Here is a 23,635-nt window from a genome sequence, read left to right as displayed (position 1 = left end):
GACAAACGCATGCTTAAAGCCTTTTCGCGCCGGGCCCTTCTTGGTGCTTTTGCTGCAGCCCTCACTTTCGGGGCTGGCGTCGCTCATGCCAATCCGGCAACAGATTTCGTGAATTCCTTTGGTGGCCAGCTGGTCAGCATCGTTAATTCCGGCAAGCCACTGGGTGAAAAGAAGCGCGAAGTCCTTCCGCTTCTTCAGTCCAATGTGGATATTCAGGGCATTGCCCGTTACTGCCTCGGCCGCTACTGGCGCACCGCCACCCCGGCACAGCAGCAGAAGTACCTGCAGCTTTTCGATCAGGTTCTGGTCAACACGATCACGGATCAGATCGGTAACTATCAGGGCGTGAGCTTCCGGGTTACCGGCACCAGCTCAACGCCGGATGGCGAACGGGTCAATGCACTGATTGACCGTCCAGGCCAGCCAGAGGTCAACATGCAGCTTATCATCGGTGGAAACCCACCGAAGGTCGTGGACATGTATGGTGAAGGTGCCAGCCTGCGCATGAATCAGCGCGGCGATTACAGCTCCTATCTGGCTCGCCACGGTGGCGATGTTGGTGCTCTGAACTCCGCTCTGGAGCGTCAGCTCAGCAATCACCACTGAGTGCTGCACATCGAAGTTGATACTCTGAAAAAGGCCTCCTGAACGGGAGGCCTTTTTTGGTTCTACACTACAAGCCTTTATCGCGGGGCGACGTGCTGCACGGTGATGTGGAACCGATAGATTGTGTCTTTCCCGGTGAACAGCACATCGGTCCGGCCCTCCTGATGGGCCAGAATTTCCGCCACTTTCTGGGACACGAGATTGATATGCACAATTGCAGGCAGGCTGATAGACGCCGTCTGCAGGTTAGGAGGAAGAGCTACGATCTCCGTTCCTCCCAACGTCATAACGAGCGTATGCTCAATGATGCGCATACCACCAACCGCCGACTCAGCAGGTTTGGGGTCTGCGGCCCGAGCGGCCGATAAAGAGGCCACGCCCAAAGCCAGCACAACAAGACCTGCTGTTCGTATGTTTTTCAGAAAATAGACCATATTTATTCCTCGACGACCGCGCCGTCTCAATTCAAACGCTCACACCTGAAAGCGAAAGGAAAAATTCCCTGCTTTCTGCACCGTTTCAGGCAGGCGCAATTTCGTAGAGGAACATCGTATCGCCATCCCGCTTGAAAGTATCGATATGACGCATGCCGATACTTCCCAGCACCATACGGGACGCAAGATTATCTTCGCGGGCAACGGCTACGATCCGGGGCTCACCCTCATCAAGGACATACCGGATCGCTGCACCCGCAGCTTCACGAGCAAGTCCCCGGCCCGCAGCCCACGGAAAAATAGAGAATCTGAGGCCGAGGCCGCGCCCATCGGGGCGTTCATGCACGCCCGTCATGCCGACGAAGCGGCCATTTTCACGGATGGCAAAAATACCGATACGGCGACGCGCCCAGAAGGCGACGTCTTCAGCCATATCCTGCTCTGCTTCGGTCCGGCTGCGCACGCCACCAAGCATACGACCAAAGGCACCAGCATCAGCCTTCAGGGCGATCATGTCCTCAAGGTCCGGCCAGTTGACCGGAGTGAGGACAAGACGTGCTGTACGGAGTTCTCGCCCTAACAACCGGGCCTCCTCAAACCGTCAGAAACCGGGGCAGAATAGCCTACCCCGGTGACGTGCAAAAGGAACGGTCCGTCTTAGCGGGCCAGCGGGCGATATTTGATGCGGCTTGGCTCAGTCGCATCCGGGCCCAGACGGCGGCGCTTGTCTTCTTCGTAGTCCTGGAAGTTGCCTTCGAACCACTCGACATGGCTGTCGCCTTCGAAAGCCAGAATATGCGTGGCCAGACGGTCAAGGAACCAGCGATCATGGGAGATGACCACGGCGCAGCCAGCGAAGTCTGCCAGAGCATCTTCGAGGGCACGCAGCGTATCAACGTCAAGATCGTTGGTCGGCTCATCGAGCAGCAGAACGTTGCTGTCTTCCTTGAGCATCTTGGCAAGATGAACGCGGTTACGCTCACCGCCCGACAGGATGCCGACGCGCTTCTGCTGGTCAGAGCCCTTGAAGTTGAACGCCCCGACATAGGCGCGGGACGGAACCGTCCGCTTGCCAAGCTGAATGACGTCCGTACCGCCGGAAATCTCTTCCCAGACGGTCTTGTTGCCATCCAGCGTATCGCGGGACTGATCGACATAGCCGAGCTTCACCGTCTCGCCGACCTTCAGAGAGCCACCATCCGGCGTGTCCTGACCGGTGATCATCTTGAACAGCGTGGACTTACCCGCACCGTTCGGACCGATCACACCCACGATGCCACCAGGCGGGAGCTTGAAGTTCAGGCCATCGATCAGCAGACGATCACCAAAGCCCTTGGACAGGTTCTCGGCTTCGATCACCGTACCGCCAAGGCGTGGGCCCGGCGTGATAACAATGTCCGCCGTTCCACCAACCTTCTCGGAGTTGGCTGCCAGCATTTCTTCGTATTTGGTGATACGAGCCTGGCTCTTGGCCTGACGGGCCTTCGGTGAGCTATTGATCCAGTCCTGCTCGGCAGCAAGAGCGCGCTGGCGGGAGCTTTCTTCCTTCTCTTCCTGGGCCAGACGCTTGCGCTTCTGGGTCAGCCAGGACGAGTAGTTGCCTTCGAACGGATAGCCACGGCCACGCTCGAGCTCCAGAATCCAGTTCGTGACGTTATCGAGGAAGTAACGGTCATGGGTGATGACCATGACGGTGCCCTGATAGTCACGCAGCGTCTTTTCGAGCCAGCTGACGCTCTCGGCATCAAGATGGTTGGTTGGCTCATCGAGCAGCAGAATGTCAGGCTTTTCGAGCAGCAGGCGACACAGCGCAACGCGGCGACGTTCACCACCGGAAAGCTTGTCGACCGGGCTGTCTGCTGGCGGGCAACGCAGCGCGTCGAGAGCGATCTCCAGCTTCCGATCCAGTTCCCAGCCGTCACCGGCATCAATGATTTCCTGAAGCTCGGCCTGTTCCGAGAGAAGATTGGTCATCTCCTCATCGGACATAGGCTCAGCGAACAGCATGGAAATTTCGTTGAAGCGATCGAGTGCGCGCTTGAGTTCACCAAAACCGAGAGCGACGTTCTCACCAACCGTCAGCTTTTCATCAAGCTGCGGCTCCTGCTCGAGGTAGCCGATCTTGACGCCATCAGCCGCCCAGGCTTCACCGCCGAATTCCTTGTCGATCCCGGCCATCACCTTGAGCAGCGTGGACTTACCCGCGCCGTTGACGCCGAGAACACCGATCTTCACACCGGGCAGGAAGGAAAGGGTGATGCCCTTAAAGACCTCACGTCCACCCGGATAGGCCTTCGTAAGATCCTTCATGACGTAGACGTACTGGTAGGCGGCCATGATGAGGTCTCCTGTTCGGTGGTGGAGTGCGGAATGAGTGGCGGCAGACAGGCTCGCCAGACAAAATAGAACACCGTGCGCCCGGAGGGACTCGAACCCCCAACCAAGCCGTTATGAGCGGCCGGCTCTAACCAATTGAGCTACAGGCGCGCGGTAGCTGCACGAAATCGCTCACCTGACGCATTTTTGCAAGGGCTGACATGGTGAAATGTCTTTTTTTGCATTATGTGTCAAAACGCCTCCCGTCCCCGACTGGCCTCAGAAGGCCATTGCCGCCGTTTCGAGAAGGCACCTACCGGTTTTCATTATTCTGGGGGAAGACGTGGCTGGACGCTCATTGAAACACATTACAACGCCGCACATTCAGTGATGCAGGCAAGCGCGACAGCTTTTCTGCAAAAATTCCGCTGGCTCTACAGCCCGGACCCGGTCATGGCCGGCTACGCTCTCCGAACTACTCTGACGTCCCTGCTCGCGCTGGGGATTGCCCTGAAGATGGAGCTTGGCAGCCCTCAATGGGCAGCCCTGACCGTCTGGATGGTCGCGCAGGGCACACGTGGGCGCAGTCTGGCAAAGGCGAAGTGGCATCTGTTCGGCATGGTGCTGGGCGTGATCTGCGGCGTGATCCTCGTCGCGGTCTGCCCTCAGGCGCCCTTGATGTTCATTCTGCTTCTGGCCGCAGGCATCGGGCTGTTCTGCCTGATTGGCACGTTCATGCCAGGGCCGGCTTCCATGACCAATTACCGTATTCACGGTATGCGGGCGACGGGCTTCACCTACGCCATTGTCTCCCTCGATGGGATCGCGGACCCGCACCACATTTTCGAAATTGCCAGTTCGCGCGCCACATACATTGTGCTGGGCATTGTTCTGGAAGCATCGATTTCCGGACTGTTCCAGCTCGGCCTCACGAAACGAACGCGCCAACAACTTACCAGCACATTTGAAGACACTTTAAAGCCAGCACTTTCGACCATCGCAGACATCCTTGCGGGCAAGACTGATGCTCTGGAAACCATGCAATCTGTCTTCACCCGCATCACCACTTTGGGGGATCAGGTTGAATTCGCTGAGGTCGAGCTGGGACGACAGGATCATGCGGGCGATCATACGCGCGCCGCGCTGGCGAACATCGCTGTTCTCCTGGCGCGGGCCATGGACCTTGCCACGCTGATGCGTCTTCCCCTCAGTCAGGATGACGCGTTCCTCGAACAGGCCAAAACGATCCAGCACATGTTTCTCGCCTTGCCCGCGAGGCTGGAGAGCACCGAGAGCATGGACGCAATTTTGAGCGACCTGCGAGACATCAGACGGGACTGCCGACGCCGGGTCGTAGAAGATTTCGATACTGTTCTTCCCAAAGCAGAAGACCGCGCTGCCATGCTTCGCCACGGCATGTTGCAGCAGTCTCTGGTCGAACTGATTGATGCGTTGAGAATGGCTCTGCGGCAGTTCGAAGCCAGCCGCAATCCTCAGCCTCACGATCATTTCCATGAGCCTATCCGCTCCTATCGGGACTGGCGCCAGGCCATCGTTAACAGCCTCCGCTCATCGGTGACTGTCTTTGGGGCGGGTGTAATCTGGATTGCAACAGCGTGGCCCAGCGGCCTGACATTCATCATGTTTGTCGCGATTGCATGCAGCCTGTTCTCTACGCTGGAGCGCCCCGCCCTCGCGACACAGGCCTTTTTGCATGGCGCCTGCTGCGCCGTTTTGGCTGGCGGTGTACTCGATCTGCTTTTGCTGGGAAAACCCACAACATTCGAAATGCTCGGAATGTGGTCTGGCGTTGCCATGATGCTGGGCGGGCTGGCCTTTGCCTATCCGCCACTGACGCTTCCGGCCGTCTCTTACAACCTGTTCCTGCCCATCCTTCTAGGCCCGTCCAATCAGGGCCGAACGGATGAAATCGTCTATTTCAATACGGCCATGCCACTCGTTCTGGGCCTGCTGTACACATCATGGATGTACCGTGTTTTCCTGCCTTATGACCCGGCGCACCAACGCTGGACCATGCGAGAACACATCCTTCAGGACCTGCATCACATTGCCGAAGGGAAAACGAACGCCACACTTGATACAGTGGTCTCACGCAACGTGGACCGCTTCGTCCGGTTGATGACCAACTCAGGGAATACACCGTCTCCTGTCGTTCACGCCTATCTGGCGGGGATTCTTTCCGCGATGCGTGTCATGCTGAACCTGCTCCGACTTCGCGCTATCAACCATGATGCGTCTCTCAATCCCCGCGCGCATCAGGCTCTTGAGCTGGTTCTGGCACGGATGAGCCATTTCAGTGGGCGTTATCACGGGCATTATGGACGAACACTGCGCGCCACGCTCCTTGCCATTCAGAGACTGCGAGACTGTGAGACAACCGAATCGCGCCCTCGTCAGCGCTTCGTGCTGATCGCCGCCCTGACGGCTCTGGACGTCATTGCAACGGAACTGAACACCAACAAGATATTCTTTGACACAAAGAGCCCCTATCTCGACCCTCCCGTGTGAGTGCTCACGAAGAAATGTTCTGAAATAGACTTTTCTTTTCACGAAAAGGGGGGAAATGTTCCGTTTCAACCGCGGAGTGCCGCGGGAAGACAGGGTCTTCAGAAAGGATACCGTCATGTTTCGTCGTATCGTGCCCGCTCTCGGCCTAGCTCTTGGCCTCGGCGTGATGTCCACGGCTGCTATGGCCCAGGAACAGTCGCCACCGCCTCCTGCTGCCGTTCAGGGCACGCCTGGCAAAGATTTCACGGGCGTCTCTCCTGCCAATCTTGCAGGAATCATGAACTACTGCGTCGAACTGCAGTATCTCTCTTATGATGAAGGCAACCCGGCTCTTTACGGCCTGAGCGAAAAATACAAGGCCACCGAACAGACGGTTGGCAATGAAGACTATGCTCTTGGCACCGCTGGCTTCTTCAACAGCAATGGCAAGCGCTATTATCTGGTGGCCTACACCAACGAAGATGACCGTCGCGCAGCCTGCCACAATGCCCTAAAGGCCGCACAGCCGCTTCTCTGATCCCTGACTTTCCGAGTTTATCGGCTTCTACGAACGCTTCAGCCTTGTGCTGGAGCGTTTTGCGTTTCTGGCGATCTGGCGAGCGCCCTCACCCCCGCACCTAACGCATTAGCTCCCCATCATGTTTTTGCTTCCGCTCTGGGCAGAAAGGCGCAGGACAGCTAAGGTTCCGCCGTCTTAAAACCAGTTCAGGACGTGAACATCATGGACGTTTCCAAGATCTCGCCCGGCAAAGACGTGCCGAACGACATTAATGTAGTTATCGAGATCCCGCAGGGCTCTCAGGTCAAGTACGAAGTGGACAAGGATAGCGGCGCGATCTTCGTGGACCGTTTCCTGTTCACGCCGATGGCCTATCCGGCAGCTTACGGCTTCATTCCTGGCACCCTCGCCGCTGACGGTGACCCGGCTGATGCCCTCGTTCTGGCTCCGGCAGCCGTCGTTCCTGGCGCCGTGATCCGTGCACGTCCGATCGGCATGCTGAAGATGGAAGATGAGAGCGGCCAGGATGAAAAAATCATCTGCGTCCCGCACGACAAGATCCATCCGCAGTTCACGGACGTGAAGTCCATCGACGACCTGCCAGAGATCACACGCAAGGGGATTGAGCACTTTTTTGAGCGCTACAAGGATCTTGAACCCAACAAATGGGTTAAGGTAACAGGCTGGGCTGGCAAGGAAGAGGCTGGTAAAGTCATCGAGGCAGCACTCGCAGCAGCCAAATAATACGATGTTGTGATCCGTTTTATACGGATTATAGTTTACATCGCTTGGTATAGGCTTTGTTTTTTCCTGAAAAACGGAGCCTATATCATATGAACGTGATTTTTTAGAAATTTATCTCATAATCTCTGTTCTTTATCCCGGAAAAAGTGTTACGAAGATCTCGCAACCTGATACCCGAGGATAAGAGACTTGTCTCGCCTGCATCTCTATGCCGCAGCCTGTGCGGTTTGTTTTACGCCCGCCATCGCCGCCGCTGAAGGCGCGACCAAGGCTCCCGCACCTGTCACGACCGTCGTTCAGTCAAAGGCTGGCGACAAGGTTACGACCGTGCGCGTTCTCGCGCCCATCACGGTTATGGACTGGCCAGACCAGAACTCGGAAAACCCGAGTGTTCGCGTTAACACCCCGCTTACCATCATGTCGTTCGACAAGGAGCAGGTCCCCCCGCTCCCCAAGCCTGAGGCCTTGCTGACCAACCCGTTTGGCTGGAACAAGTGGCTTCGTGACCGCGGCATCGCGATCATGATGGACAACACCAACGAATACACGGGCGCCATCACCAAGCCGACCCCGGGTTATGGGCTTCGTCAGGGTAGCAGCAACGCAGGCCAGTACAGCCTTGAGAACGATATCGACTGGGAAAAGCTCGCTGGTATCCGCGGCTTCTCAACCCATGCCGTCGTTGTCGGCCGTTACGGTATTCCCGCCAGCCGCATGTTCGGTGACAACCTGAACCCCAGCTCCGAAATCTATGGCGCAGGCGGCAACGTTGTCGTTCACCTTGTCTATGCTTATGGTGAGGAAACACTTGGAAACGGTCACTTTGACGTCGCTGCCGGACGTATTCCGTTCCTGAACGACTTCTCCGCTAACCCGCTGTACTGCAACTTCCAGAACAATGCTTTCTGCGGTAACCCGAAGGCATCGTCTGACAACACAACCCATTCGTCCTACCCAGATGCTGTGTGGGCGGCCCGTATCCGCGTTCGCCCAACAAAAAGCACATACATTCAGACCGGCGTGTATTTCGCGCAGGCAGGCATCTACAACAACGTTCAGTACCGGACGGGCTTCAAGCTCAACGGCGCAGACATCAATGGCGAAGCTGTGCCAGTGGAAGCTGGCTGGGAGCCGCTGGTGGGCAAGGACCACCTGCCGGGTCACTACAAGGTCGGCTACGCCATCGACAATGCACCGCACAAAGACAACTACTATGATGTCAACGGGAACCCGTATGTCATCTCAGGTCTGGCGCAGCGCACGGTCAATTACTCCTGGGCAGCCTGGTTCCTGGCGGATCAGATGGTCTGGCGCCATCATACGCCCGGAAATCCGGACGCAGGCCTTGTCGTGCTGGGTGGCTTCTACGCCAACAGCCCCCGCACCCAGACACGTGCCCAGCAGTATGAAATCGGGTTTGTGGACAGCGGCTTCTGGAAGGCTCGCCCGCTGGACGGTATTGGTGTGAACTTCACCTACGTTCGTGTTGCAGGCAGCGTGTCCGATACTCAGCGCCTTCAGCTTGCTCGTGGGATGTCACTCATGAACGGATCTTACGGGATCCAGAACTATGGCGAAGTTCTTGAAGCGAACTACCGTATCCACGTGATGCGTGGCGTGACCTTCGCACCGGACTTCCAGTACTACTTCCGTCCCGGCGGCCAGGCTGCACTGCATAATGCAGCAATGCTCGGCTTCAAGAGCCACATCCAGTTCTTCTAACCTTTCCCAGCGGCCAGTCAGATATGTGACTGGCCGCTTTTGGTACCCGGACCTCGTCGGCCAGACTGTTTTGAAGAGACGAGGACTGCACCTGAGCAGCCAGATGATAAGCCAGTTCAGCAGCCTGCTGGCGAATTTCGGGTATGGCTGTTGTTTCGAAGACCGTCCCCCAGCGCATCGGGCCAATGGCATACAGGCTCGTACTCCATCTGCCCGAGGCATCCTGCAAAGCGCCCCTGTCATCACAAACCAAGCCACCGAATGGGGTCTGTGTTGCCGACCCTGTCTCAAGCAATCCTGTTAACAAAGCTGAGCCAACTGTCCGATAATCACGACTTGGCCCCGTACAGTTCACGGCGTGATCTACGTCGAGACAACGAAGCCGTTCTGCTCCCTGAATGCTAAGACGCACCCCGCCTGAAACCGCGAAGACCTGCTCCACGCGCCCTTTCAGGATTTTCAAAGTCCCGGCTTCGGTTTCATGATCAAGCACTGATCGGAGTGCTGGCGCCATTCGATGCCGCACGATGTCCCATCGCCGCTGAAGATGGCGCGCAAAGCGACGTTTTTCTTCTACTGGCAGTCGGCCCCAGAGCGCGTTTGTATGGGCACGCAGAGCATTGACCATGCTCCTCCAGGAAATACCTTTGCGCAGACATGCCCGGAATAAAGCAAGATAAGCTCTCGCACTCGGGGGCGTGGCGAACCACACATCATCCACCCCCGCCGCAGGCGCCTCTGCATGTGAGGTCGGATACCATCCATGCCGGGAAATAGCGGTAATCTGGCCTCTGTGCCCCTGCTGTCTCAAACGAACCAGAACATCAACGGCTGTCAGCCCCGTTCCAATCAGAGCAACGTCATCATCAAGGCGAATGCGACTATAAAGATCATCCTGCCATGCTGAAGGAGAGTATCCGGGCACTAAACGCCGCGGGTCTGCCAACACGACGGGCGAAAAATTTCCAGTCGCGAGAACGACATAGGACGTGGCAATACAGGCCCCGTCAGCGAGTGTAAGATTCCACTCCTGATACGCCTTGTTGCAGGCAAGAACATGGCCCTGATGGTATTCTGGCGCAGCCTCTGTCCACAGACTTTGGAGATAGCGCCCATAAATCGCTCTGGGAACAAAATCTGAAGCGCTGATATGTGGATCATGATGCTCTCGTACCCACGCCAGAAAGTGCGATGGGTCATCCGTAACTGCGCTCATTCCGGACGCGCAGACATTCAGATAGTGTGAGAGACAGGGAGTGCCGTATGCCAGCCCTCGCCCCGGCTCTGGCGCATCTCCAACAACAATCAGTCTCGCAGCGCAGCCTGCTTTGCGAAGATACCAGGCCAGAAGCGTTCCACTGGCGCCACTTCCGATAATGGCAATGACCGGACAGGACGGATCAGGATTTTCCACGAAGGCGCATCACTCTGTTCGGGGCTGGACAATGCCCTGATCATCGCTACGTTTTCTGCAACCATGCGACTTTTATCGTAACAGAACGCCACCTTGAGGCACTTCAGGTTCCAGAAACGAAAAAAGGCGCCTTAAGGCGCCTTTTTCAAACTGGAGCGGGTGATGGGATTCGAACCCACGACCCCAACCTTGGCAAGGTTGTGCTCTACCCCTGAGCTACACCCGCATTCCGTGAGGCGGCTTATGGCGGAAACTTGCAATATCCGCAAGAGGAAAGACGAGTGGAAAAGCATTTTCCTGATCAGGAAATATTTATGAGCCAGAAACGAAAAAAGACGCCCTAAGGCGTCTTTTTCAAACTGGAGCGGGTGATGGGATTCGAACCCACGACCCCAACCTTGGCAAGGTTGTGCTCTACCCCTGAGCTACACCCGCGTTCCGTGGGCGGTGTTATTACTGAACTTTCAGGGACATGCAAGAGAGAAAATGGACCTCTCAGTCAATTTTTCAATCTGCACCGTTTCTTGTGAAGAAAGCGCCATGATCTTCTGGGAAGATGAAAAGCATTCCCGCGAAAGCGCCCTTGCACACAGAGCCATCAGGCCCGATCTTCAACGGAACTAGATTTTCCCAGCAGGATGGCTTCCATTCCATGAGCAGCACTTTTGACGAACATCTGATTGGCCAGTCCCCGTCTTCAGGCAAGGCCGCATACATCGTCGAAGCAGATCAGACGACGTTCATGGCGGACGTGGTTGAGGCCAGCCAGCAGATCCCGGTTCTGGTGGATTTCTGGGCCCCGTGGTGCGGCCCCTGCAAACAGCTGACGCCCGTTCTGGAGAAGATCGTCCATGCTGCCAACGGACGGGTTCGTCTGGTCAAGGTCGATGTAGAGGCCAACAAGTCCCTCGCGGCTCAACTGGCTCAGATGGGGCTTCCGCTTCAGTCCATTCCCGTTGTTGTCGCGTTCTGGAAGGGCCAGGTTCTGGATCTTTTCCAGGGTGCACAGCCAGAAAGTGAAATTCGTCATTTTGTCGAATCGCTTTTGAAAGCTTCTGGCGGCACGATGCCCGCAGCAGATATTCTGGCCGCAGCCAAGACAGCCCTTGCCGAAAACCAGCCCGCAGAAGCTGTCGGCCTCTACGCGCAGGTTCTCGATGCAGAACCTGAAAACCCTGAAGCATGGGGGGGGATGCTCCGCGCGCTTCTAGCTCTCGATGAACTAGAGGGCGCAGAAGAAGCGTCCAGCCAGATCCCTGCCAAGCTTAATAACCATCCTGAAATTACGGGAGCACGTGCGGCACTCGCCCTCAAAATAGAAGGTGCAGCGGCAGTTTCCGAACTGGATACTCTCAAACAGCAGGCCGCCGCCTCACCGACTGACTTTGATATCCAGCTCAAACTGGCTGGGGCACTCAATGCTGCGGGAAATCGCGCTGATGCTGCGGATGTTCTGCTGGGAATTATCCGTCAGGACCGTGAATGGAACGACGGCGCTGCCAAAACCGAGTTGCTTCGTTTCTTCGAAGCGTGGGGCCATACGGACCCTGTAACGCTTGCTGCGCGTCGCAAGCTCTCTTCTCTCCTGTTCTCGTAATCCCATGACGAAAACGCCCGATACCTTTCTGGATCTGAATGATATCCCGCGCAGGGTTCCAGCTCTTGCGGACCTCACTCTTGCTGACATTCCACCGCGGGTCGGGCTTTTCCCACTTTCCGGGGCCATGATCCTGCCTGGCGGGCATCTTCCTCTGACGGTCTTTGAACCCCGCTATGTCGCCTTGCTGGAAGACGCGCTTGCAGGACGTCGTCTCATCGGGATGATTCAGCCTCAGGAAGAGGACGAATCCGATCCTCTACCGGTCCTGCATAACATCGGGACATTGGGCAGAATTACCAGCTTTACGGAATATTCTGACGGCACGTTCTCCATCACGCTTCTGGGCATCACCCGCTTCAGATTGCTGATGGAAGGCTTGACGCAGCGTGGCTGGAGGGAAGGCACCATTGATGCCTCCCCTTTCTTCTCGGATCTGCTGGAAAGCGACCCCTCCCCGATCAATCGGGCACGCTTGTTAAGCCGGCTGAAAAGCTATCTGACAGCACATCAGCTCCAGACCGACTGGTCTTTGCTTGATGAACTGGATGATGACATGCTGCTCGTCATCCTGCCGATGCTTGTTCCGTTCAGTTCTGAGCAGAAACAGGCCCTTCTTGAAGCAAGCACGCTGGATGACCGCGCCGGGGTCTTGCTGGATCTTCTGGCAAAAGGCATGGAATGACCATGAATACTGAACTTGACCCTCGCCTCCTGTCTCTTCTGGTCTGCCCCCTCACCAAAGGGCCGCTCACCTATGACCGTGACACGCAGGAACTCATCAGCCCGCGCGCAAAGCTGGCATTCCCGATCCGGGACGGCATCCCCATCATGTTGCCGGAAGAAGCACGTTCGCTCTGACTGAAGATTTTCTTCAGAGCTGATGCTGTGCTGGAAGATCGTTCTGAACCTTGAAGTTCATGACGATCTTCATCAGCTGAGCAGCATCCCCAACCAACTCCTGACTGGAGTTGCTCATCTGCCTCACGATCGCGGCGTTGGTTTTGGTCACAGCTTCAAGCTGTGTGGTGCTGGTGTTGATATCCATGATCCGCTGAGCCTGAGCTTCCGCACCTGAAGCAATCTGCCCCACAGCTTCTCCCAGCCGATTCACAGATGCACTGATGTTGCCGAGTGCAGCCCCCGTCTCATCAACCATCTTCACGCCACGCTCTACGTCTTCCATACTGCTGCTGATCAGTTCCTTGATCTCGCAAGCGGCAGTCTTGGACCTCTGGGAAAGAGCGCGTATTTCCTGAGCGACAACGGCAAAACCTCGCCCGGCATCTCCAGCATGCGCAGCCTCTACGCCTGCGTTTAAAGCCAGAAGATTTGTCTGGAAGGCAATTTCATCGATAACGCCAATAATCTGAACAATCCGCGTGGATGATTCCGAAATTTTGGCCATCGCTTCAACTGTCCGAGCGACAACTTCCGTACTTTGCCCTGTCTCCTGACAGCAGGCTTCAACCGTCTCATCTGCTTGTCGCGCCTCTTCCGCCACTTCCTTTACGGACGTCGTCAGTTGCGTGATGTTACGCGATACTGTCCCCAGTGCATCGACCTGCTCCGCGATACGACACGCGATGTCTTCGGACGAGCTGCTGAGTGTTCGGGCGCGATGCTCCACCACGCCCGACGTAGAGCGTACACCCTGCACAATTCGCCCCAGCCCACTACAGGCACGCTGAAAGGCTCCGCTCATCCGGGCTGCCTGACTGGCGAGCTCCGGATCAATATCCTGTACAAGATCTCCCTCAGCCATGCGGTCCAGCGAATCTGCAAGAGCTTCTGAAAGTGCTGACAGACTTTCAGTGCGCTCCTTCTCGGCGCGCGAACGCTCCTGCCCATCCAAATTCAATGTGTATGTCTGAAGGCCAAGCTCCATATCCAGAAACGCGGCTTTCACCAAAACGCCTACCCGCGCAGCAACATCGTGACTGGTTAGACCTAATGGGCGCTTACCGAACAGCCTGCCAAGAAAGCCTTGTTTCTGCTTTGGCCACGCATCTTGAATAACGCCTGCGACAATACCTTCGACCAGCAAGCCATAACTGCCGATATACCACTGTGGATCCAGGCCAATCCGGGCGTGAGTATTCCCGATAGCCCGCGTACTCTGGACATAATCGGGGCCAAAATCACCCTCGAGAATACGGCTCCAGTGCATTTCCTGCTGTGTGCGGGCTGAATTCTGATGGGCAGAGCTTGAGAAAAAACGGGCAAGCGCTGGAGTCTCGTCCACACGGCGATAAAACCGGTCAAGCGCGGGAGGCAAAATCCGGCGGACTTGCTGGCCAATTCGCGCTATCAGGGCCTTCTCACTGGCTCCAATCCCCAAAAAGGTAAGGCGCTCTTTCATATCTGCCGCGACCTGCTCGGTCATTTCTGGTCTCCAAGACGTCAACTCGGCCCACTGGTGAGGACGCTTTCGCCCTACCACGCCAATAGTTACGCAATCATGAAGACCGGACCGTCAGACGGCCTCGCTGTCCTTAATTTCCGCTATTCTTCCCGTATGACACTTCAGTATCCGGCACGGCAGGGCGCGGGGTGATGTCGGCTGTATTGCCACCTACACCACTCGTCCCGAAGGTCATTCCTTCAGAGGACGGAGCGCTGCTTTCCCGGGGGCGGTTTTCCTCGCTCATCCCCCCAGGCGGCATCGGCATGACGGGCGCATCGTCCGCATAGGACATGCCACTGGCATGAGGCCGGCGATGAGTAGCTCTATCCGGCGCAGCTCCCGGCGGGGGCAGCGCGGTCATATCCGCAGCCGGTCCGTCAAACATTGAACCAACACCACATCCCGTCAGGGACAGGCAGGACACCATCAGGGAAAGAGAAAGCCACCGCATAAGCTGACATTACCATTTCCTTGCGGTTGACGCATCCCCATCTCAAATGGGACACAGCGCTGCCTGAAGCTGCTTCATGCCCCACAGTCGAGGACGTTTTTTGATGTTTGAAGGCCGGATTACTTCTGCCGCCACGCTGCGACGGGCCTGGTGGGACAGTCTCTTTGTGGACCACTCCATCTTCCGCCTCGGCTGGACAAATCTTTCGGAAGTCGTTCCTGGCAAGGTATGGCGTTGCAACCACCCAACACCGTCACGTCTGCGCAGAATGACGAAGAAGCTCCACCTCAAGACGCTCGTAAACCTGCGCGGGCATCGTAAATGCGGGTCCGATGCCCTGTCCCGCAGCACGAGTGAAAAGCTGGGGCTGACGCATCTGGATATGGCATTTGAGAGCCGGGGCGCGCCTCACAAGGATCGCATCCTACGCTTTCATGCCATGTATCAGACTCTTCAGTTTCCAATGCTGATGCACTGCAAGTCAGGCGCTGACCGCGCAGGACTGGCTTCGGGGCTGGTCGTGATGTTCGAAGGAGGAACGGCAACAGATGCCCTCAGGCAGTTGCACTGGCGCTTCGGACATTTCAACCGGTCCCGCACGGGCATCCTGGACGCATTTTTCCTGCGTTACCGCGCTGAAGCCGAAGGGCGTCTTTCCTTCATGGACTGGCTTCAGACCGAATACGATGAAGACCGGCTGCGGGCCGATTTCAAAGCGGGCAAGATTTCGTCCTTCCTGAACGATAGCGTCCTGCGCCGCGAATAGGCTCTGGCTTATTCTTCTGCCGGGCCGAGGCTGCGGATAAGGTCCAGCATTCGCTTGCGTACGGAGGGATCTGGAATGCGATAATAGGATCGCACCAGATCAACCGTTTCACGACGGCTGAACAATGCCGCCTCATCGGCAGGCAGATCAAACAGCCGAGGCGGTTGAACCGCTTTACGGGGCGGACCGCCGAAAGTGGCCTGCGTTTCTGCAAAACCCGTCGTGACCGAGGGCTGAACGGGGGCAGGTGCCGTTTTGGGGGCCGCATCCTGCATATCATCAAAGAAAAAACCAATCGGCACATCCAGAACACGCGCCAGATCGTAAAGACGGCTCGCCCCTACGCGGTTGGCACCACGTTCATATTTCTGGATCTGCTGGAACGTGAGTCCCAGCGCCTCGCCAAGCTTTTCCTGCGAAAGCCCCAGCAGCGTGCGCCGCAGCCGAATGCGGTTTCCGACATGCACATCGACCGGGCCAGCAGCCGAAGCACTCTTTGGCTCGGCCTTAACGTGACCCGTAGACATGATGATCCTCCTCTGAGACCAAGAGAAGGTAAATAAAACAACCCTAGATTGTCAATATTAACCTTTTTGACGCATTACAACCCGCTCTCTTTTGCGGCGAACCGTTGGCCAGAACGAGAGCAAGACGCACAGTATCGACAGAGACAGGGGAATGGCGCGTCCATACCGAGAGAATATCGTTGGTGAGAGGGGTGACGGAATATCACTCACAATGACATCTGCCCGTCCCCAGCCCAGACGAACCGTTTCACGGCCAACAGCATCATAAATCGCCGAAATGCCCGTGTTGTTCGCGAAGACAACCGGAAGACCTTCTTCCACTGCCCGCAGACGGCCCGTGGCAAGATGCTGGCGTGGGCCAGCACTGTTGCCGAACCAGGCATCATTGGAAATGGTGACCAGCCAGTCAGGCCGGTCATGCCGCGCAACGACAGAGCCCGAGAAAATGATCTCGTAGCAAACCATCGGGCCAACACGGCCAATATCAGGTAGATCCCATGTCTTGAGCCCTGGGCCCGGAGTCAAAACTCCTGGAAGCACGTTGAAGGGAATAATCCAGGGCTGGTACTCCCCGAATGGCACCAGGCGGCTCTTGTCATAGATGGATGTGATCTTGCCATCCTGATCCACCAGTTCGAGGCTGTTGTACCAGTGGCCATTTTCTTCACGATCTGACCCAATCATTGCCGAAGCACCGCCGGCTGCATGGGCGATCACCTGTCGGGCCAGTTCATCCTCGTCGAGCAGCCCCGGAAAGCCGGATTCTGGCCAGATGACAACCACAGGCCGGTCATCGCCCATCAATCTGGCCTTCTGCGTGCCCTGAGCCGTCAGGCGGAGATAGCGTCGAAAATTTTCGACGCTTTGCTGCCGGTTGATGATTTCATTTTCCGAGACATTCCCCTGAACCAGAACCGCACGCGGATTACTGATCGGCAAAGGAGCCACTGTGGCAAGCCGCCAGTAGCCGCCACCGAGCCACAGCACGCTGCACACGAGCACGCTTAAAACAGCCACACGCCCACGAAAAAGCGCCAGAGATGCCAGGACCAGTGCAAGGGTCAGACCATCGACCCCGAGAATGGACGCGGGCTGGATCAGTGCATTGCCGATCGAACCCGGCAGTTCCAGATCGCTACCAAGCGGGTTCCAGGGGAAGCCTGAAAAAATCAGGACGCGCGCCATATCAACGACTGTCCAGCTGCCGGCGAACATCAGAATACGCCGCCATCCAGCTGGCACAAGGCGACAGAGAACCGCGGGAACAGCCATCAGCGGGGCAATAATGAGCGCAACACCCGGAGCCGCGAACGGGATGACCCACCAGAACTGATGGATACGCGTCAGAATGGCATTGGTCAGCCAATACAGGCCTGCCGTGTGAAATCCCATTCCAAACAGGAAGCCGCAAAGAGCAGCCTGCTTCCAGGATGCCGCATCCTCAGAGGCGCGATAGAGGACCAGCAGCCCGAGAGGGAGCACAAAAAGCGCACAGACAGGCGGAAGAGACAGGGCAGAAAACGCCCCTGCCAGCACCATCAGGCCGGCAAGTCGCCAGCCACGCACAGGGAGCGTCGAAATCATGAAGATGATTATCCGTTAGAAAAAACGGCCGTGCCACAGAGGCCCGAGCCGGAAATCAGTCCAGAGCGTCCCGAAGGCGGCGCTCGTAATGGCGGTAATATTTGTCCGCCAGAAGTTCACTCTTTACCAGAACGGCTACGTCCGTCGTATTGAACTGCTCGTCCACAACAGCACCATCTCCAACATACCCCCCAAGGCGGAGATATCCTTTGATGAGAGGCGGCAGCTTGTTTAGGCAGGCCCGGTAATCAAGCGTATGCGGGTCCGTACGCAGCATTTCCACATAACGATCTGGCAGCGCCCGAATTCTGAGAGCCGGAGGAGCCAGATGATTATGATGCAGATAAGTCAGTTGATCGGAGAGCGCATCAGGATCTGTGCCTGGAAGGCTGCCGCAACCGAACAGCACGTCGATCCGGTGAAGGAAGATATAGGATGCAATACCACGCCAGAGGAGCTGCATTGCAGAACGCCCACGATGTTCGCGAGCCACACAGGACCGGCCAACCTCAAGCAAACGTCCCGGAAATTCCGTCAGGGTCGAAATATCGTATTCGGAAGCCGTGTAAAAACGGCCAATCTTCTCGGCAGCATCGGAACGTAGAAGGCGATAGGTTCCGACAACGCCTTCTGCACCAGAAGAAATGCTGTGGTCGATGACGAGAAGATGGTCGGCAACCTCGTCAAACTCGTCCACATCCCGCTTTGTACGGAATGCGCGTTCGTCCGGGTGTGCGCCAAGTTCTTCAAAAAACACACGATACCGCAGGGCCTGAGCCGCATCACGCTCGGCTTCGGTAACAGCGATGCGAACACCCAGAGAACCGCCCCGAAGCTCCTGGAAACCGCCGTCACGGTTCAGAGCCAGCGTGGAGAGGGTCTCCATCTGTTTGAGTGTTTCTTCACTACTGATGAGCGAATGGGCTGTCGGTAAGGTTTTTTCCTCGGCCGGATTGGTGCTCATGATCCGCTCTTGTTCCTGTTCTTGGCAACAGTCTGCTTCGGAGTTTCTTTTTCAAGACGATGACCGAAGAGTTCTATGCGGTGTGAGACGAGATCGAATCCGAGACGTTTTGCAATCTGCGTAAGCAGACGGACAGGTTCGTCATCTTCAAATTCGATGACACGACCACTGTCCACATCAATCAGATGATAGTGATGCCCACTGTCGCTGGCCTCATACCGGGCACGCCCACCGCCGAAATCACGGCGTTCGAGAATCCCTTTTTCTTCCAGAAGACGCACGGTCCGATAAACCGTGGCAACGGAAATACGGCTGTCTATGGCGGATGCGCGCCGATAAAGCTCTTCTACGTCCGGATGGTCGCTGGCTTCAGACAGAACATGGGCAATGACCCGGCGCTGTCCTGTCATCTTCAAACCATTTTCCACGCAGAGGCGTGCAATGGGAGAATCATCGACAACGACGGAACCTTCTGGCTTCCGGCCTTGCGTGCGAGCGCGTCTGTCCGCGATTTTCATATCTACGACCATATCAGCGGCCTAGCCGAAAACCGGACCATTTGTCCAATCAGAGATGCAAATAAAAGAACCGGCTTCCTGCGGATGAAGATCAGGAAGCCGGGAAACATCCTCAGTCTTCGCGACGACGGCCGAGGCCGATCTTGCGTGCCAGGGAGGAACGATGGCTTGCGTAGTTCGGAGCAACCATCGGGTATTCCGGCGGCAGACCCCAACGCTCACGGTATTCCTGCGGCGTCATGTTGTAGGCTGTCTTGAGGTGACGACGAAGCAGCTTCAGCTTCTTCCCGTCTTCGAGACAGATGATGTAGTCAGGGAATACTGATTTGCGGGGCGGAACTGCTGGCACCGGCTTTTCAGCGGGAACCTCTTCCTGCACATCAACCGTTGCAAGCGAATCATGTACCGCACGAATAAGACCCGGCAGCGCGTCGGCTCCGATGTCATGGCTGGATACGTAGGCGGTAACGATCTGGGCGGTCAGATGGCGCAGATCGAGGTCTGCAGTCTCATGCGGCATAGTGTAATAGTCCTTCATCCGGAAACGACGAATTCTCTATCAGTAGAAGCTAATTACCATCAAGCAAAAACAAGGAAAAACCAGAATATGACAAAATATGAAACATTTCTTCTTGATGTAAGCAGCAAGATTTGTCCGATGACGACTGTATATGTCCGCGCGCGCCTCGACATCATGACTTCTGGTCAAAAAATAAAAGTGATCGTTAAAGGCGATGAACCCAGAAAAAATGTAACTGCATCGGTACTAGCACTTGGGCATAAAATAATAGAAAATTTACCACATCAGGAAGACACTGATCTTTACTGCCTACTCATTCTGAAGGCGTAGAGACCAGAACCAGAGCATCGCTTCCATCACGATAATAGCGACGTCGATGGCCGGCCTTTATGAAACCGCACCGATCATAAAGTTTTTTTGCTGCATTGTTACTTATTGATACTTCCAGAAATATTTTTCCTTTTGGAAGTATTTGCTCAACCAGAGATTTTCCCAGGCCAAAACGCCGGAATGACGGTCGAACAGCCAATGTCAGGACCTCTGTTTCATCCATGACGGTTCTGGTCAGGATAAAGCCCGCAGGCTCATTTGCTTTAAGAACAACCAGAGCTTCTGTGCCGGGAAGACCGAGAAGAGATGTGAAGGAGTCCGCATCCCACACTTCTCCTCCCGCAAACGCTTCTTCATGAAGCGCCGCCAGTAACGGAGCGCTTTCCACGCCCGTGACTTGAAATATTAAATCCGGAAGAGACGGCGTCATTGAGGGAGAGGGCGAAGTCCGGCAGCGGGCGGTTTGGCTTCGGGGGGGTCAACATACAGAGGCATCAATGGCCCCGAAGGCAGCGTCTCAGCGGCACGGACAATACCGAGAGCATCCGGTGCGACACAGGCCACAACACGACAAGGCCACGTCTCACGCTCAGACACTGCGTCGCCGGCAATAACCTCAAATGTAGACGCGTCGAGATCGTCAGCAGAAACTGCGAAAACCTCGCCCGCCGGTGGGTCCACAAAATATCGACCGCGCCTGGCAACACTGATGCAGGTTACATCAGGCTGACCAAGTGTAGCCCGAATGGCAGCGCCCAGAGTGACACCAATCGTCGGGCACCCCCATCCTGCGGCCAGACCTGCGGCAAGAGAGAGTGACGCTCTTAAGCCGGTGAAAGACCCTGGGCCGATTACAGCAACAACCCTGTCAGGCGAGCCAGACCAACCACCAGCTTCGAGAACAGTCCGTAGTGCCGGAGCAAAGTGCTCGGAAGCACCCCTCCCCGCCAAATGCTGTTCAGCAATGATACGACCGTCTTCGACGAGCGCTACAAGATTGGTCGATCCCGTTCCGGCACCTGCGCCGTTAAAAACAACGGTCCTCACAGACACAGACACGCCTCGCCGAAGTCGAGACGTGGCGCACGGGGTTCTGTATGGTCCGGATGAGGCTCATTTTCAGCAGGGTAACCAAGTCCCACCAGAAAATTCGCCCGCCAGCCCGAGGCTGTCAGCAGCGCGTCTTCCACCATGAACGCATCGAACCCGGACATCGGCATGGCGGCCAGTCCGAGCATCCGTGCCGCCAGAATAAGATAACCGCCTTCCAGCGTACCGTTCCGGAAAGCCGTCTCTTCCGAGAGTCCTACATCCGCCGCAAACCAGTCCCGAAGGCCTTCATCTGCGCCCAGACGCGGCAATGCCTCGAAGAACAGGGGATCATGGCAGACAACAGCCAGAACTGGTGCCGCCATGGCGCGAGCGACATTTCCCGGTGAAAGGGCTGGGCGCAGGCGTTCTTTAGCGTCCTGCGTCGTCAGAAACACAAAGCGTCCCGGAGAGCAGTTGCCCGACGTGGGGCCAAGCTTCACCAGATCGTAAAGGTGACGCAAAACATCTTCCCCGACCGGACGCGGTGAAAACGCACGCGGTGTTCGGGCCTGCGTGAAAAGCACTTCGGCTCCCGGCACGGGACCGGAAGCCAGATCGTCAGTCACGGGAAGAGACGTCTGGCCATCCATGGATCAGTCCTCGACCTGCTCGACGGACTGCACTTCCGGCACATAATGACGGAGCATGTTTTCCACACCATGCTTCAGCGTGGCGCGGGAAGACGGGCAACCGGAACAGGCGCCCTGCATCGTGAGGTAAACAATCCCGTCCCGATAACCACGGAACGCGATGTCACCACCATCTCCGGCAACAGCGGGACGAACACGTGTATCCAGCAGATCGCGGATACGCGTCACGACATCCGCGTCTTCCGGCGCGACATCGTATTTCAGCGCTTCGTCATCACCAGCCAGAACAGGCTTGCCGCTTTCGAAAAACGTCGTCAGAGCGCTGAGAACAACAGGCTTGAGGTCACCCCAGCTGACGTCCTGCGCCTTGGTGATGGACACGAAGTCACTTCCCAGGAAGACGCGCTTGACGTCCGGCAGCGCAAAGAGGGCTTCAGCAAGCTCGGAGCGGCCTTCGGCAGCAGAAGCTTCGCCAAAATCAACCGTGCGCGTGTCATTCGTGACCGGTCGACCCGGAAGGAACTTCAGCGTGGCGGGATTCGGAGTATCTTCGGTTTCAATGAACATCGTCATCATGTCCTCAATGGCCAGTCCGCACCTGACATGTGCCACTTCAGCCGCTGGCGCAAGGGTCTGGACCAACGTAGTCCCACTTCTTGCCCGTCAGCTCTGAGGACGGGCACCGATCGAAGGCTTGCGTGCCGGAGGCAAGACAATCGTCGCACACAGACCTCCATAGCCCTTTTCAGCGTCTCCCCGCCCAAGCTTGAGATATCCCCCTTCCCGGGCAATCTCGCGGGTTACAATAGCCAGGCCGAGCCCAATCCCACCCGTCTGGCGAGAGCGCGATCCTTCGAGCCGATAAAACGGCGCCAAAACCCGCTCGTATTCGCTCTCAGGAATGCCAGGGCCGTTGTCCTGAATGGAAATTTCTATGGCGCCGTCTTCCTGAACCCTCAGCGTTGCAAGGGCATTTCCCCCGTAGTTCAGGGCGTTTTCAATCAGGTTGGACAGAACGCGTTTGATAGCCAGAGGGCGGACGTGAACCAGAGCACGGTCCGGCCCTTCATAACGGGCGTCTTTGCCGTGATCCGCATGGTCATCAACCAAAGTCGCAAGGGTGGCGACAATATTGATGGTGCGAGGTTTTTCCGGATCATCTGCGCCTGCGAGATAGGCAAGAATCCCGTTGACCATCCCCTCCATCTCATCGAGGTCCGACTCGATGGCGGCCTGCGCTTCCCCATCATTGAGAAATCCGCACCGGAGTCTCAAACGCGTCAGAGGCGTGCGGAGATCGTGTGAAACGGCAGCCAGAGCCTGCGTTCGGTCGTTGATCAGGCTCTGGATACGACGCTGCATGGCATTGATGGCCCGTGCAACCCCGCGAACTTCACGCGGACCACGCTCTGCCAGCGGAACCCAGGTTTCATTCGAGCCGATCTTGTCTGCCACAGAAGCCAGAGCCCGCAGGGGCATGCTCAGTCCGCGAATCAGCATGGTTGCAGCGATCGCTACAGCACCTGCCGCAATCGCCGCGGAGGCTAGCCCGCGCGTAAAATGGTGGTGCCCCAGAAGACCGGGGACACGGAAATGAATATATGTGCCATCAGGAAGGCGCTCGGACCCGAGCACATCGGGTGTACCTGTTCCCAGCGTGTAAAGATCGAGCTGGGCCTGCGCGAGGATGGGATCATCCTTGATCAAGCGTGCCGTGAGATCCCTCAGAACAGTAGGGCGATATCCCGGCAGGTGCGGCAGAGCCGTTGAGGGTTGCCAGGCAACACTCAGTTCACTTCCTGACAGCATGACTGCCAGGAAGGAGCGCTGCGTCACAGGCGCAGCAGCGAGAACCCTCAGATCTGTACTGAGGGCCTCTCCAAGCTGCGCAATGCGCACATCATCCACAATGTAGGTTTCAGCCTCACCATAAAAAACGGCGTTGGCCAGAAAGACCAGCGTGACCGCTACGGTCAGGACGACGCAAACGCGACCGACCAGCCCCAGCGGCCACAACAGGATCCG

26 protein-coding genes and 3 tRNA genes are annotated in these 23,635 nt (G+C 56.7%); 10 read left to right on the top strand and 19 right to left on the bottom strand.

Annotated elements, in window-relative coordinates:
- Nucleotides 1-9 precede the first annotated feature (9 nt).
- Nucleotides 10-606 (top strand): phospholipid-binding protein MlaC, encoded by a 597-nt coding sequence (locus tag ABDK75_RS02120; RefSeq protein ID WP_099211669.1) that lies wholly within the window; start codon nt 10-12, stop codon nt 604-606.
- Between the two features lie 77 nt (nt 607-683).
- On the opposite strand, the gene ABDK75_RS02115 is transcribed toward ABDK75_RS02120, so the two are convergent.
- From ABDK75_RS02115 to ABDK75_RS02100, 4 genes are all read right to left on the bottom strand, one after another.
- A complete protein-coding gene (locus ABDK75_RS02115) occupies nt 684-1,040 on the bottom strand; it encodes a pilus assembly protein N-terminal domain-containing protein (protein WP_346004846.1) in 357 nt (118 codons plus the stop codon).
- An 85-nt stretch (nt 1,041-1,125) separates the two neighbouring features.
- Nucleotides 1,126-1,623 carry a GNAT family N-acetyltransferase gene (locus ABDK75_RS02110; protein ID WP_046900676.1) on the bottom strand — a complete coding sequence of 166 codons (498 nt, stop codon included), beginning with the start codon at nt 1,621-1,623 and terminating at the stop codon, nt 1,126-1,128.
- 74 nt (nt 1,624-1,697) lie between these two features.
- Nucleotides 1,698-3,377, bottom strand: coding sequence for an energy-dependent translational throttle protein EttA (gene ettA / locus ABDK75_RS02105; RefSeq protein ID WP_099211665.1), 1,680 nt, complete (start codon nt 3,375-3,377; stop codon nt 1,698-1,700).
- A 76-nt stretch (nt 3,378-3,453) separates the two neighbouring features.
- A tRNA-Ile gene (locus ABDK75_RS02100) sits at nt 3,454-3,527 on the bottom strand.
- A gap of 219 nt (nt 3,528-3,746) precedes the next feature.
- Here ABDK75_RS02100 and ABDK75_RS02095 point away from each other — a divergent pair.
- From ABDK75_RS02095 to ABDK75_RS02080, 4 genes are all read left to right on the top strand, one after another.
- The gene (locus tag ABDK75_RS02095; RefSeq protein ID WP_064274792.1) at nt 3,747-5,885 is read left to right on the top strand and encodes an FUSC family protein; all 2,139 of its coding nucleotides are present in this window, start codon (nt 3,747-3,749) and stop codon (nt 5,883-5,885) included.
- Nucleotides 5,886-6,000: 115 nt separating this feature from the next.
- The gene (locus tag ABDK75_RS02090; protein ID WP_046900991.1) at nt 6,001-6,402 is read left to right on the top strand and encodes a hypothetical protein; all 402 of its coding nucleotides are present in this window, start codon (nt 6,001-6,003) and stop codon (nt 6,400-6,402) included.
- A gap of 204 nt (nt 6,403-6,606) precedes the next feature.
- Nucleotides 6,607-7,128 (top strand): inorganic diphosphatase, encoded by a 522-nt coding sequence (ppa, locus tag ABDK75_RS02085; RefSeq protein WP_346004845.1) that lies wholly within the window; start codon nt 6,607-6,609, stop codon nt 7,126-7,128.
- A gap of 189 nt (nt 7,129-7,317) precedes the next feature.
- On the top strand, nt 7,318-8,850 hold the full coding sequence (locus ABDK75_RS02080) for a carbohydrate porin (RefSeq protein WP_086633471.1): 1,533 nt from the start codon (nt 7,318-7,320) through the stop codon (nt 8,848-8,850).
- Here the strand turns inward: ABDK75_RS02080 and ABDK75_RS02075 are convergent.
- The 3 genes from ABDK75_RS02075 to ABDK75_RS02065 form a co-directional block, all read right to left on the bottom strand.
- Nucleotides 8,825-10,264: an FAD/NAD(P)-binding protein gene (locus ABDK75_RS02075; RefSeq protein ID WP_346004844.1), complete on the bottom strand. Its 1,440-nt coding sequence runs from the start codon at nt 10,262-10,264 to the stop codon at nt 8,825-8,827. The two genes, ABDK75_RS02080 and ABDK75_RS02075, sit on opposite strands and share 26 nt — an antisense overlap.
- A 151-nt stretch (nt 10,265-10,415) precedes the next feature.
- A tRNA-Gly gene (locus tag ABDK75_RS02070) sits at nt 10,416-10,490 on the bottom strand.
- Between the two features lie 134 nt (nt 10,491-10,624).
- Nucleotides 10,625-10,699 (bottom strand) — tRNA-Gly (locus ABDK75_RS02065).
- A gap of 217 nt (nt 10,700-10,916) precedes the next feature.
- On the opposite strand from ABDK75_RS02065, the gene ABDK75_RS02060 reads away from it, so the two are divergent.
- Genes ABDK75_RS02060 through ABDK75_RS02050 form a run of 3 tightly spaced genes read left to right on the top strand, consistent with a single transcriptional unit; the run spans nt 10,917 to nt 12,722 of the window.
- Entirely contained in the window at nt 10,917-11,861 is a 945-nt protein-coding gene (locus tag ABDK75_RS02060) for a co-chaperone YbbN (protein WP_346004843.1), read from the top strand.
- A gap of 4 nt (nt 11,862-11,865) precedes the next feature.
- Nucleotides 11,866-12,546, top strand: a complete 681-nt coding sequence (locus ABDK75_RS02055; RefSeq protein WP_046900671.1) for an LON peptidase substrate-binding domain-containing protein — start codon at nt 11,866-11,868, stop codon at nt 12,544-12,546.
- Entirely contained in the window at nt 12,543-12,722 is a 180-nt protein-coding gene (locus ABDK75_RS02050) for a Trm112 family protein (RefSeq protein ID WP_046900670.1), read from the top strand. Before ABDK75_RS02055 ends, ABDK75_RS02050 begins: the two co-directional genes overlap by 4 nt.
- A 13-nt stretch (nt 12,723-12,735) precedes the next feature.
- Here the strand turns inward: ABDK75_RS02050 and ABDK75_RS02045 are convergent, their stop codons facing one another.
- Complete coding sequence (locus ABDK75_RS02045; RefSeq protein WP_346004842.1) at nt 12,736-14,247, bottom strand: globin-coupled sensor protein; 1,512 nt, start codon at nt 14,245-14,247, stop codon at nt 12,736-12,738.
- A gap of 109 nt (nt 14,248-14,356) precedes the next feature.
- Complete coding sequence (locus ABDK75_RS02040) at nt 14,357-14,719, bottom strand: hypothetical protein (protein WP_046900668.1); 363 nt, start codon at nt 14,717-14,719, stop codon at nt 14,357-14,359.
- 103 nt (nt 14,720-14,822) lie between these two features.
- On the opposite strand from ABDK75_RS02040, the gene ABDK75_RS02035 reads away from it, so the two are divergent.
- A complete protein-coding gene (locus ABDK75_RS02035) occupies nt 14,823-15,485 on the top strand; it encodes a protein tyrosine phosphatase (protein ID WP_346004841.1) in 663 nt (220 codons plus the stop codon).
- 8 nt (nt 15,486-15,493) lie between these two features.
- On the opposite strand, the gene ABDK75_RS02030 is transcribed toward ABDK75_RS02035, so the two are convergent.
- From ABDK75_RS02030 to ABDK75_RS02010, 5 genes are all read right to left on the bottom strand, one after another.
- The gene (locus ABDK75_RS02030) at nt 15,494-16,012 is read right to left on the bottom strand and encodes a helix-turn-helix transcriptional regulator (protein WP_346004840.1); all 519 of its coding nucleotides are present in this window, start codon (nt 16,010-16,012) and stop codon (nt 15,494-15,496) included.
- A gap of 57 nt (nt 16,013-16,069) precedes the next feature.
- Nucleotides 16,070-17,596 (bottom strand): apolipoprotein N-acyltransferase, encoded by a 1,527-nt coding sequence (gene lnt / locus ABDK75_RS02025; RefSeq protein WP_232309168.1) that lies wholly within the window; start codon nt 17,594-17,596, stop codon nt 16,070-16,072.
- Nucleotides 17,597-17,651: 55 nt separating this feature from the next.
- Nucleotides 17,652-18,482 carry a GNAT family N-acetyltransferase gene (locus tag ABDK75_RS02020; RefSeq protein ID WP_174694812.1) on the bottom strand — a complete coding sequence of 277 codons (831 nt, stop codon included), beginning with the start codon at nt 18,480-18,482 and terminating at the stop codon, nt 17,652-17,654.
- Nucleotides 18,483-18,556: 74 nt separating this feature from the next.
- Nucleotides 18,557-19,090: a Fur family transcriptional regulator gene (locus ABDK75_RS02015; protein WP_052750032.1), complete on the bottom strand. Its 534-nt coding sequence runs from the start codon at nt 19,088-19,090 to the stop codon at nt 18,557-18,559.
- A gap of 100 nt (nt 19,091-19,190) precedes the next feature.
- Nucleotides 19,191-19,598, bottom strand: coding sequence for a MucR family transcriptional regulator (locus tag ABDK75_RS02010; protein WP_046900664.1), 408 nt, complete (start codon nt 19,596-19,598; stop codon nt 19,191-19,193).
- Nucleotides 19,599-19,685: 87 nt separating this feature from the next.
- On the opposite strand from ABDK75_RS02010, the gene ABDK75_RS02005 reads away from it, so the two are divergent.
- Nucleotides 19,686-19,928: a sulfurtransferase TusA family protein gene (locus ABDK75_RS02005; RefSeq protein WP_099211653.1), complete on the top strand. Its 243-nt coding sequence runs from the start codon at nt 19,686-19,688 to the stop codon at nt 19,926-19,928.
- Here ABDK75_RS02005 and ABDK75_RS02000 read toward each other — a convergent pair.
- The 5 genes from ABDK75_RS02000 to ABDK75_RS01980 form a co-directional block, all read right to left on the bottom strand.
- Nucleotides 19,912-20,316: a GNAT family N-acetyltransferase gene (locus tag ABDK75_RS02000; RefSeq protein WP_346004839.1), complete on the bottom strand. Its 405-nt coding sequence runs from the start codon at nt 20,314-20,316 to the stop codon at nt 19,912-19,914. The two genes, ABDK75_RS02005 and ABDK75_RS02000, sit on opposite strands and share 17 nt — an antisense overlap.
- Nucleotides 20,317-20,354: 38 nt before the next feature.
- Nucleotides 20,355-20,981 carry a tRNA (adenosine(37)-N6)-threonylcarbamoyltransferase complex dimerization subunit type 1 TsaB gene (gene tsaB / locus ABDK75_RS01995; RefSeq protein WP_346004838.1) on the bottom strand — a complete coding sequence of 209 codons (627 nt, stop codon included), beginning with the start codon at nt 20,979-20,981 and terminating at the stop codon, nt 20,355-20,357.
- Nucleotides 20,972-21,610 carry a malonic semialdehyde reductase gene (locus tag ABDK75_RS01990; RefSeq protein ID WP_346004837.1) on the bottom strand — a complete coding sequence of 213 codons (639 nt, stop codon included), beginning with the start codon at nt 21,608-21,610 and terminating at the stop codon, nt 20,972-20,974. Before ABDK75_RS01990 ends, tsaB begins: the two co-directional genes overlap by 10 nt.
- Nucleotides 21,611-21,613: 3 nt before the next feature.
- Nucleotides 21,614-22,177 carry a NifU family protein gene (locus tag ABDK75_RS01985; protein WP_046900986.1) on the bottom strand — a complete coding sequence of 188 codons (564 nt, stop codon included), beginning with the start codon at nt 22,175-22,177 and terminating at the stop codon, nt 21,614-21,616.
- Nucleotides 22,178-22,273: 96 nt separating this feature from the next.
- Nucleotides 22,274-23,626 (bottom strand): ATP-binding protein, encoded by a 1,353-nt coding sequence (locus ABDK75_RS01980; protein ID WP_046900660.1) that lies wholly within the window; start codon nt 23,624-23,626, stop codon nt 22,274-22,276.
- Nucleotides 23,627-23,635: the final 9 nt, after the last annotated feature.

This window comes from Gluconobacter sp. OJA, assembly GCF_039638325.1.
In the GTDB taxonomy this organism is placed as follows: Bacteria; Pseudomonadota; Alphaproteobacteria; order Acetobacterales; family Acetobacteraceae; genus Gluconobacter; species Gluconobacter cerinus.
The sequence above is the reverse complement of the archived record's forward strand: the minus strand, read 5'-3'. Positions and strand labels throughout refer to the sequence as shown.